Here is an 8,794-nt window from a genome sequence, read left to right on the forward strand (position 1 = left end):
CAAACGCCCTTTTTTCAACAACACCAAACCGTAAACCACTCTCATTACTCACTTCGATGTGCTCATGGAGGGTTTTTCAGGGGGGACTAAATTAGATATTATTTTCTCTTACAGTATTCTTGCTCCACTTTGTTTGGGGATTTCGTACCTTCCAAAACTCATTAAAAGTTTGAGATCCAGCTCCAAAATGGAATCCAAAACCTGCATCACTCAGAAGAACGAATAAAAAACTGCTTTGAAATCTCCTCAAACCCTTTGCTGATGTGCACAGGCTTTCCCAAGTCTTTCAGAAAAATGAAGTGGGTGCTTTCACTTGTGTTTTTCTTTTTATCTCCAGCTAAGACTTTCAAAAAATGTTCACGTGAACATTTCGTAAGATCAGATTTCGTCACGATTTCGTAACGAGAAAAAATACTTTTCACCATCTCGAAAATTTTTTCATCAAGCCCACATTCTGCAACACTCCACTTGAGCGAAAATAAAAATCCATGCGCAACGGCAATACCATGCGGCGTTTGGCAGAGTGTTTCCAGCACATGCCCAACGGTGTGGCCTAAATTTAAAACACGGCGTTCGCCTGTCTGTTCGTAAGGATCACAACTTACTACTTCATTTTTTGCATCAATGGCTTGCGGTAAAAAATTCCATAACAAGTCTTGAAGGGGTGTGCCTTCAAGTGCTTGCTGTAAAAGGTTTTCCGCCCACTCGCCACCGCTTAGCAATGCCATTTTCAGCATTTCTACAAAGCCTTCTTTTGCTTGTTGAAGTGGTAGTTCGTCTAAAACTTTTTTTACAATATAAATGTCGCTTGCAGGATAAAACGTTCCCACTTGATTTTTTACACCGCCAACATTGAGCGCGGTTTTTCCACCGTGTGCAGCATCCACCGCAGCAAGCCATGTGCTGGGAATGGAAATAAAGTTTACGCCGCGCTTCAAAACACTGGCTACGAAGCCAGCAAAATCAAGCACAGAGCCACCGCCAAGCGCAACAATGTTCAGGTGTTTTGGAGAAATGTTTTTAGTGAGCTCAAGGATGTGTTGGACGTGCTGTGGAAACGAAACAAGATCTTTTAAACGCTCGCCCGCGGAAACAGGATAAAGAAGTGAGTTTTTAAATGGGGAGATTCTTCGCGTCTGCTCAGGATGACAAAAAAAATCATCACAAATAAAAAGCGAAGTTTCACAAGACAACGAAAGTTCAGAAAAGGTATCAACAAAATGGACGAGAGATTTTTTCATTAGGGCGTGTGGGCAGTAACGCGCTGTCATTCTGAGCGTATGCGAAGAATCTACGTGAATTCATGGAGATCCTTCCTGCCCGTCCGGCAGGCGGGCACTTTGTTCAGGATGACAACCTTCAAAGATCTTGTTAAAAAAGTTTTTATAACCAGCTGAAGAAAATTACGAATACTTTCGTTCAACGTAGTCTTCCACCATTTGCTTAAACTGCGTCATCATTTGTGGGCCTTCAAGTGTTGCCACTTTCTCGCCGTCCACAAACACAGGTGCTTTGGGGTTTTCCCCGTTTCCTGGAAGAGAGATACCAATATTGGCATGCTTTGATTCGCCAGGTCCATTCACAATGCAGCCCATCACGGCAATTTGCATTTGCTCCATGCCTTTATAGCCTTTTTGTTTCCACTCTGGCATTTTTTCTTTGAAAAAGTGTTCCATGTCGATGGTCATCTCTTGGAAAAGCGTATTGGTTGTGCGTCCGCAGCCAGGGCACGATGTCACTTGCGGCGAAAACTGGCGATAGTTCATCGACTGCAACAAAATTTTTGCCACTTCCACTTCTTCTGTGCGCGAAGCACCTGGACGCGGCGTAAGCGAAACGCGAATGGTATCGCCAATGCCTTGATTGAGCAAAATGGATAAAGCCGCAGATGTTGACACAGCACCTTTTACGCCCATGCCCGCTTCGGTTAATCCTACATGCAACGGCAAATTGGAAAGAGGCGCATAGGTTTGATAAGCATCAACTACTGCTGTTACTTTGCTGATTTTTAAGCTCACAATAATTTTATTTTCAGCAACGCCGTATGCAATGGCCGATTCTGTAGACTGCACGGCACTTTGCACCATGGCATCAATCATAATTTCGTCGGCAGATTTTTGTTCGGCTTCAGGCTTGTTAGTGTTTTCATCCATCAAGCGCACAAGCAAGGCCTGATCCAGCGAGCCCCAATTCACTCCAATGCGAATGGGCTTTTGAAATTCTTTCGCCACGTCTAACATCTGTTTAAAATTTCTATCTTGCGCATTTCCAAACCCAACATTGCCGGGATTGATGCGATATTTGTCTAAAGTTTTTGCGCACTCTGGATATTTTGTAAGAAGTGTGTGGCCGTTGTAATGAAAATCTCCAATAAGTGGAACATCGCAGCCAAGATCGAGAAGACGTTTTTTAATTTCGGGAATCGCCTGCGCAGCCGCGTCCACATTGACAGTGAGGCGAACCAGTTCTGAACCTGCGTCGGCAAGTTCTTTCACTTGCGCAACAGAACTTTCGATATCGGCGGTGTCAGTATTCGTCATCGACTGAATCACAATAGGATTGCTTCCGCCCACTCCAACGTGCCCGATATTTACTTCAATACTTTCTCGACGTTTCATATCATCTCCAAAAACTATTGCGCCAAAGCCGCTTTCCAGACCCTCTTCTTCACATTCAGCAGCAAAAAGGCAAGGAAGAAAAGAACACAAGCCGCTAAAAAGGGAGAATACGGCCCATAGACATCAAAGAGAAGCCCAGCGCTCAACGGACCCGCAATTCTGGCCAAACTCCCGGCCGACTGATAAATGCCCATTGTCGCCCCTTTTGAGCTTTCGGGTGAGTATTTGGATACTTGGCTCATCAGAGATGGATTGGTCACAGCATATCCCAAGGCATGAAGCAAAATGGCTGCGACGAAAAAGGAATATGATTTCCCAAACGAAGCCAAAAAAAGTGCTGCGGTCATTGCACTTGTGCCAAAGACTAAAAGTTTTACTTCACCAAATTTTTTGCTGAGGGGGCCAATGCCTTTGCCCTGCACTGTCACCATCACCACTGCCATCAAGGCCAAGAGCAAGCCTGCCTGAAAAGCATCCATGCCAAATTGCTTCAGCAGAAAAAGACCAAAAATGGTTTCGATTATAGCGTGGCCACTGGTGACTAAAAAAAACATCCAAATGGCAAGGCCCGTTGTGGGATGGGTGAAAGTAGCAATCCAATCGCGAAATCCAAAACGCCGACGATGTGCAGCTCGTTCTTCCATACTCAACTGCGGCTCTTTCAGCTTCCACAAGGCAAAAAGAAAACTGAGACCTGAAAAAATAGCAGCAGCAAAAGCAGCCGTGCCATATCCCCACTTGGAAAGCATGCCACCAACCGCAGGGCCAACGAGAAAACCCAAGCCAAAGGCAGCACCAATAAGTCCCATGCCTTTTGCGCGATCTTCAATGGTGGTGACATCGGCTATATAAGCAGATGCCGTAGAAACGTTGGCGCCAAAAATGCCAGAGAAAATTCTGGCGATGTAAAGCCACATAAGACTAGGCGCAAAGCCAAGCACCACAAGCGAAAGCATCATGCCCACAAGACAAAAGAGCATCACGGGCCTGCGGCCAACTTTATCGGAAAGGCTTCCCCACAGCGGTGAAAACAAAAACTGCATTGCAGAATAGCACACCATCAGCATGCCCACATCATAAGCACTCGCACCAAACGAATCTGCGTAATACGGAAGAATGGGAATGATAATGCCAAAGCCTAAGAGATCGATGAAAACGACAAGAAAAACAATCAGCAGTTTTGAGCGCATAGTGCCGTGGGCTATAAATCACAATAATTTCCTTGTCAGCAAAAAAACTCTGCACTAGGGCTCTGCGCTGCATGGAAACCGCAAACACACAAACGCGTGATCAACTGATTGCCAGCATTCAAGAACTGAAGCGGCAGAAAAATGCGGTGATCTTGGCGCACTATTATCAAGAGGCCGATGTGCAAGATATTGCCGATGTGCTTGGTGATAGCTTGGCCCTTGCCCAAGCTGCAAAGCGCTCAAACGCAGATGTCATCCTCTTTTGCGGAGTGCACTTCATGGCGGAGACGGCCAAAATTGTAAATCCTGGCAAAACGGTGCTGCTTCCAGATCTTGATGCCGGTTGCTCACTTGCTGCGTCTTGCGATGCTCGCGATTTGGCAGCGTGGAAAAAAGAACATCCCGAACATAAAATCATTTCCTACATCAACTGCAGTGCAGAAGTGAAAGCGCTCTCGGATATTATTTGCACTTCAAGCAACGCTGCCAAAGTGGTGGCTTCTTTTCCCAAAGACACTCCCCTGCTTTTCGCGCCCGATAAGCATTTGGGCTCGTGGCTTGTGGAAAAACTTGGACGAAAAATGGAATTGTGGCCAGGCGCTTGTCATGTACACGAAGCCTTTCGCGCGGAGACCATTTTAGACTTGAAGCTCGCACATCCAAGCGCCACCTTCATCTGCCATCCGGAATGCAGCGAATCTGTTCGCTTTCACGCCGAGTATGTTGGTTCCACCAGCAACTTGCTGCAATTTGTTCACGATGATCCACGTCAAACATTTATTGTGGGAACCGAAGTGGGCATTTTGCATCAAATGCAAAAAGCAAATCCCAGCAAAACCTTTATTGCTGCACCTGGCACCGATGCTGGTTGCAACTGCAGCATCTGCCCATACATGAAGCTCAACACGTTAGAAAAAATCTACGCTGCACTTCGCGATATGAAACCTGAAATTGTTATGGATGCAGATCTGCTAAAAAAAGCTGCTCTGTCGCTCAATCGCATGTTGGAACTTTCGTAAATCATGACTACCAACACTCACCAGCATTTACTTTCTGTTGCCCCCATGATGGATGTCACCGATCGGCATTTTCGTTTTCTAATGCGCTTCATCACCAAACACACCTTGCTTTATACTCCGATGATTACCGCGCAAGCGCTGTTCTATGGCTACGCCGAGCGGCTCATCGATTACAGCGCAGAAGAACATCCGCTTGCCCTGCAAGTGGGCGGCTCCGACACAAAGCAATTAGCGCACGCTGCAAAGGAAGCCGAAAAACTTGGCTACCGCGAAGTAAATTTAAATGTGGGTTGCCCGTCAGACCGCGTGCAATCAGGAAAAATGGGTGCTTGCCTCATGGCAGAGCCAGAGCTTGTGGCGGAATGTGTGAAAGCCATGCAAGATGCTTGCAGCCTGCCCATCACGGTGAAGCACCGCATTGGCATCGACGAGCAAGATGCCTACTTAGACATGCATGCCTTTGTTGACTGCGTTTCCAAAACCGGCTGCACCGATTTCATCGTCCACGCCAGAAAGGCATGGCTAAAGGGTTTGAGCCCAAAGGAAAACAGAACCAAGCCGCCCATTCGACATGAAGACGTTCACAAGTTGAAACAAGATTTTCCGCACTTGCACATTGTGATCAACGGCGAAATCAGAAAACTAGACCAAGCCAAAACACAGCTTGAACATGTAGACGGCGTCATGATTGGACGCGCCGCCTATGAAGACATGTTCATTTTTGCCGAAGCTGACGAGCTGTTTTTTGGAGCCGAAAAAAGCAAGGTAAGCCGTGAAGAAGTGGTAGAAAAATCGCTGCACTACCTTGAAGCCGAAATGAAAAAAGGCGTCAAACCCAAGTCAGTTCTGGGTCACCTGTCATCACTCTATCAAGGCCAAACCGGCGCCAAAGCCTGGCGTAGAAGCTTAAGCAGCATCAGCAACAGCCATTCATTTAAAGAAATTTGCAGCATTTTGAGATCAAAAGAGCCAAAAACCTGATGACAATCAGCTTGAACTGAAGTTCAAATTCAGCTAGGCTCTCTTTCACTTTCAAAACGAGGTCAGATTCGTACTATGAGTTATTTTTACTACGTTGGGGTAAGCCACAAAACGTTTCCCCTTTCGCATCGTGAGAAACTTTTTTTCTCTCCTGAAGAAACATCTCTTTTGCTTGAAGACTTCAAGCAAAAAGCCAATGTGGATGAGTGCCTTTTGCTTTCAACCTGCAATCGTACTGAACTGTATGTGGTAAGTAACAAAGAACTTTCGCCCTCAAGTTTGCAAGAGCATTTGTGCGCTGCGGTTGAAATAGATGCAACTTCCATCGCCCCGTATTGGCAGGCTGCAAGCGGGTTTGAGGCCGTGCTTCATCTTTTTTCTGTAAGCTCCAGTTTAGATTCTCTTGTGCTTGGTGAAGCTCAAATTTTGGGACAAGTGAAAAACGCTTATCACATTGCGCACAACTGCAATTGCACCGGTCCGTTTTTGAACCAACTGATGCATCGTACTTTCTACACCGCAAAACGTGTGCGAAGTGAGACTGGTATAGGTCTTGGCGCCACTTCTCTTTCCAGCATTGCGGTTGAACTCTTGGAAGGAAAACTTTGCACCAGAACTCCGCCAACGGTTTTGGTGGTGGGCACGGGAAAAATGGGAACAGTGACCGCAAAAGCCTTTTGCAAAAAAGAGCTGGGCCAGTTGGTACTCATCAACCGCACATTTCAAACGGCAGTAAAACTTGCGGCAGAGCTTGGAGCTCATGCAGCAAGATGGGACGAGCTTGATACATGGCTTGCAAAAGCAGATGTGGTCATCACTTGCAGCGGATCGGAAAAACCTATTATAAGTGCATCTCAACTGAAAAACATCACAAGCTGCAGAGCAGATCGTACTTTGCACTTGATCGATCTTGGTGTTCCGCGCGATGTTGAAGAAAATGCGCGCACGCTCGCCAACGTTTCCCTCTATAATATTGATGATTTGCAAGACGTTGCCACGCACAACAAAAGCCTGCGAAAAAACGAAGCCAAGCAAGCAAGTGAAATGGTGCAAGAAGAAGCGGAACTAGCTTACCGTGACATTGTGCTCTCACTTGTTGACCCTACCATCGCCAACCTTCGCATCAAGTGTGAAGAGGTGCGCAAAAAAGAAGTAGACAAAGCCCTTAAACAACTTGGGCTCAAAGATGAAAAACAAGCTGAAATTCTCGACAAGTGCACTCAAGCCATCATCAAAAAAATCCTCCACGACCCCATCCTCTCCTTGAAAGAAGCTTCAACGCGCCAAGAGTACGAACAAGAACTCTGTTTCCTCATTCGAAAAATTTTCCAACTTGATCAGGTTTAGGGCGATGTTTAGTGCGATAGTGCTTGGTGCTTAGTGCTTTTTGTCATCCTGAACAACGAGAAGGATCTCCTCAGGCAATTCTGTATTTTGTCATTCTCGCCCTAGCAGCGTTGAGTGATATTTTAGGCAATGAACTCCAAGTAATTCTCCGGGTGAATGACGTCAAAGGTAGAGTTGGGGTAAGCGTCTGTCCAAAGCTTTGGCGCTTTGAGTGTTTTCTTTTTCCATTTTATCTCGTAAGCAAAAAGTTTTCCTGCACGCTCTTCAACAAAATCAATTTCTTTTTGATCGTAGGTTCTCCAAAAATAATTATTTGCTGAGATATGCTGATATTCCTGTTTTTTGAGGCGCTCGGAGATGATGTAGTTTTCCCATAATGCACCAACATCATCACGTAAAGGGAGCATGTTAAAATTATTGATGAGAGCATTTCTCACACCAAGATCATAAAAATAATAGCGCGGGCTTTTACTGATTTCTTTGCGCAAATTTCTGCTTAATCCTCTCAATTTATAAACTACAAAAGATTTTTCCAGTAAATCAAGATAGCGTTCTACGGTATTTTTACTCATGCTGAGCTGCTGGCCCAATTCATGATAAGAAACTTCTTTTCCAATCTGAAAGGCGAGTAATTGTAGAAGGCGCACCAATTTTTCAGAGTGCCTTAACCCATCTAGTTCTAAGATATCTTTGTAAAGATATGATGAAACAATTTCTTTTAAATATATTTCACGTTGCTGATTGTCTTGGTGGGTGACCACTTCGGGATATGACCCATAAATGAGACGACTTTCCAAATGAGCTGTTGTCTCGTGGCGTTTTTCAATCGCAGAAATTTCCAGTTGTGCCAAGGGAAACATGTGAAGAGTAAATTTTCTTCCGGTAAGCGGTTCGCCAACGTTTCTCGCTAAATCAAACGACGAAGATCCAGTTGCAATCACCTTGATGTTTTTAATGTGATCAACAAGCAACTTGAGAGCTAAGCCAGTATTTGTGATTTTTTGCGCTTCATCAATAATCAGAAGTTGATGATTTCCGACAAAAGCTTTGAGTTTTTCAATTGATTCACTTTCGAGATAGGCACGAACAGCAATGTCTTCGCCACTTACGAATAAAAATCTATCTTTGGTATGCTCACAAACCTTTTTAAGAAGTGTGGTTTTGCCACAGCGTCGTGGCCCATAAACAACAACAACAACTTTGCCGAGCTGTAAGAGCTTTTGTAGGTTTTGAAGCTGTTTTTGGGGTATGTACATAAAAGACCTTTAATTTGTCATTGAATTGACTAAATTATACTGATTTTAGTCAGTCAAAGCAAGACTTTTTTAAAAAACAACATTTTACCGTGGGAGTAACAGCACAGCACAACCCAAGCAACCTTTTCCCCCTTTCACCGATAAGCAAACATGGTCACCATTCCATCCCATTTGGGCATGCTCACGCCTTTTCTTGGCCGGCCTGGCCCTATGAACCAAACCTGGGCGAGCCCTTTGCAGTCTACATCTCCTGGCATCAGCACTGCTTTGGGGAACGGTGCTTTTTCCATGAAGCTTCAGGGCGCACCCACTCATCCTCTTTGGGATTTTCAGAAGCAGTTTTTAGAAACAGGCTTTGCTCGATACCAAGGCTGGCAAGACCG

The 8,794-nt window shown here is 45.2% G+C and carries 8 protein-coding genes; 4 read left to right on the plus strand and 4 right to left on the minus strand.

Annotation, left to right across the window (positions count from 1 at the left end):
- Nucleotides 1–206: 206 nt before the first annotated feature.
- The 3 genes from COV43_02480 to COV43_02490 form a co-directional block, all read right to left on the minus strand.
- On the minus strand, nt 207–1,271 hold the full coding sequence (locus COV43_02480; protein PIR26184.1) for a hypothetical protein: 1,065 nt from the start codon (nt 1,269–1,271) through the stop codon (nt 207–209).
- A gap of 132 nt (nt 1,272–1,403) precedes the next feature.
- Nucleotides 1,404–2,618: a 4-hydroxy-3-methylbut-2-en-1-yl diphosphate synthase gene (locus COV43_02485; GenBank protein PIR26185.1), complete on the minus strand. Its 1,215-nt coding sequence runs from the start codon at nt 2,616–2,618 to the stop codon at nt 1,404–1,406.
- A 14-nt stretch (nt 2,619–2,632) separates the two neighbouring features.
- Nucleotides 2,633–3,808 carry a tetracycline resistance MFS efflux pump gene (locus COV43_02490; GenBank protein PIR26186.1) on the minus strand — a complete coding sequence of 392 codons (1,176 nt, stop codon included), beginning with the start codon at nt 3,806–3,808 and terminating at the stop codon, nt 2,633–2,635.
- A 71-nt stretch (nt 3,809–3,879) separates the two neighbouring features.
- On the opposite strand from COV43_02490, the gene COV43_02495 reads away from it, so the two are divergent.
- The 3 genes from COV43_02495 (at nt 3,880) to COV43_02505 (ending at nt 7,155) form a co-directional block, all read left to right on the plus strand.
- Nucleotides 3,880–4,827 (plus strand): quinolinate synthase, encoded by a 948-nt coding sequence (locus COV43_02495; protein ID PIR26187.1) that lies wholly within the window; start codon nt 3,880–3,882, stop codon nt 4,825–4,827.
- Nucleotides 4,828–4,830: 3 nt separating this feature from the next.
- Entirely contained in the window at nt 4,831–5,808 is a 978-nt protein-coding gene (locus COV43_02500; protein PIR26188.1) for a tRNA dihydrouridine(20/20a) synthase DusA, read from the plus strand.
- Nucleotides 5,809–5,883: 75 nt separating this feature from the next.
- The gene (locus COV43_02505; protein PIR26189.1) at nt 5,884–7,155 is read left to right on the plus strand and encodes a glutamyl-tRNA reductase; all 1,272 of its coding nucleotides are present in this window, start codon (nt 5,884–5,886) and stop codon (nt 7,153–7,155) included.
- Between the two features lie 122 nt (nt 7,156–7,277).
- On the opposite strand, the gene COV43_02510 is transcribed toward COV43_02505, so the two are convergent.
- Nucleotides 7,278–8,411: an AAA family ATPase gene (locus COV43_02510; protein ID PIR26190.1), complete on the minus strand. Its 1,134-nt coding sequence runs from the start codon at nt 8,409–8,411 to the stop codon at nt 7,278–7,280.
- A gap of 150 nt (nt 8,412–8,561) precedes the next feature.
- Here COV43_02510 and COV43_02515 point away from each other — a divergent pair.
- Nucleotides 8,562–8,794, plus strand: a 233-nt coding sequence (locus COV43_02515) for a hypothetical protein (protein PIR26191.1), incomplete at its 3' end; no start/stop codon positions are given.

This window comes from Deltaproteobacteria bacterium CG11_big_fil_rev_8_21_14_0_20_42_23, assembly GCA_002796345.1.
Lineage (GTDB): Bacteria > UBA10199 > UBA10199 > 2-02-FULL-44-16 > 2-02-FULL-44-16 > 1-14-0-20-42-23.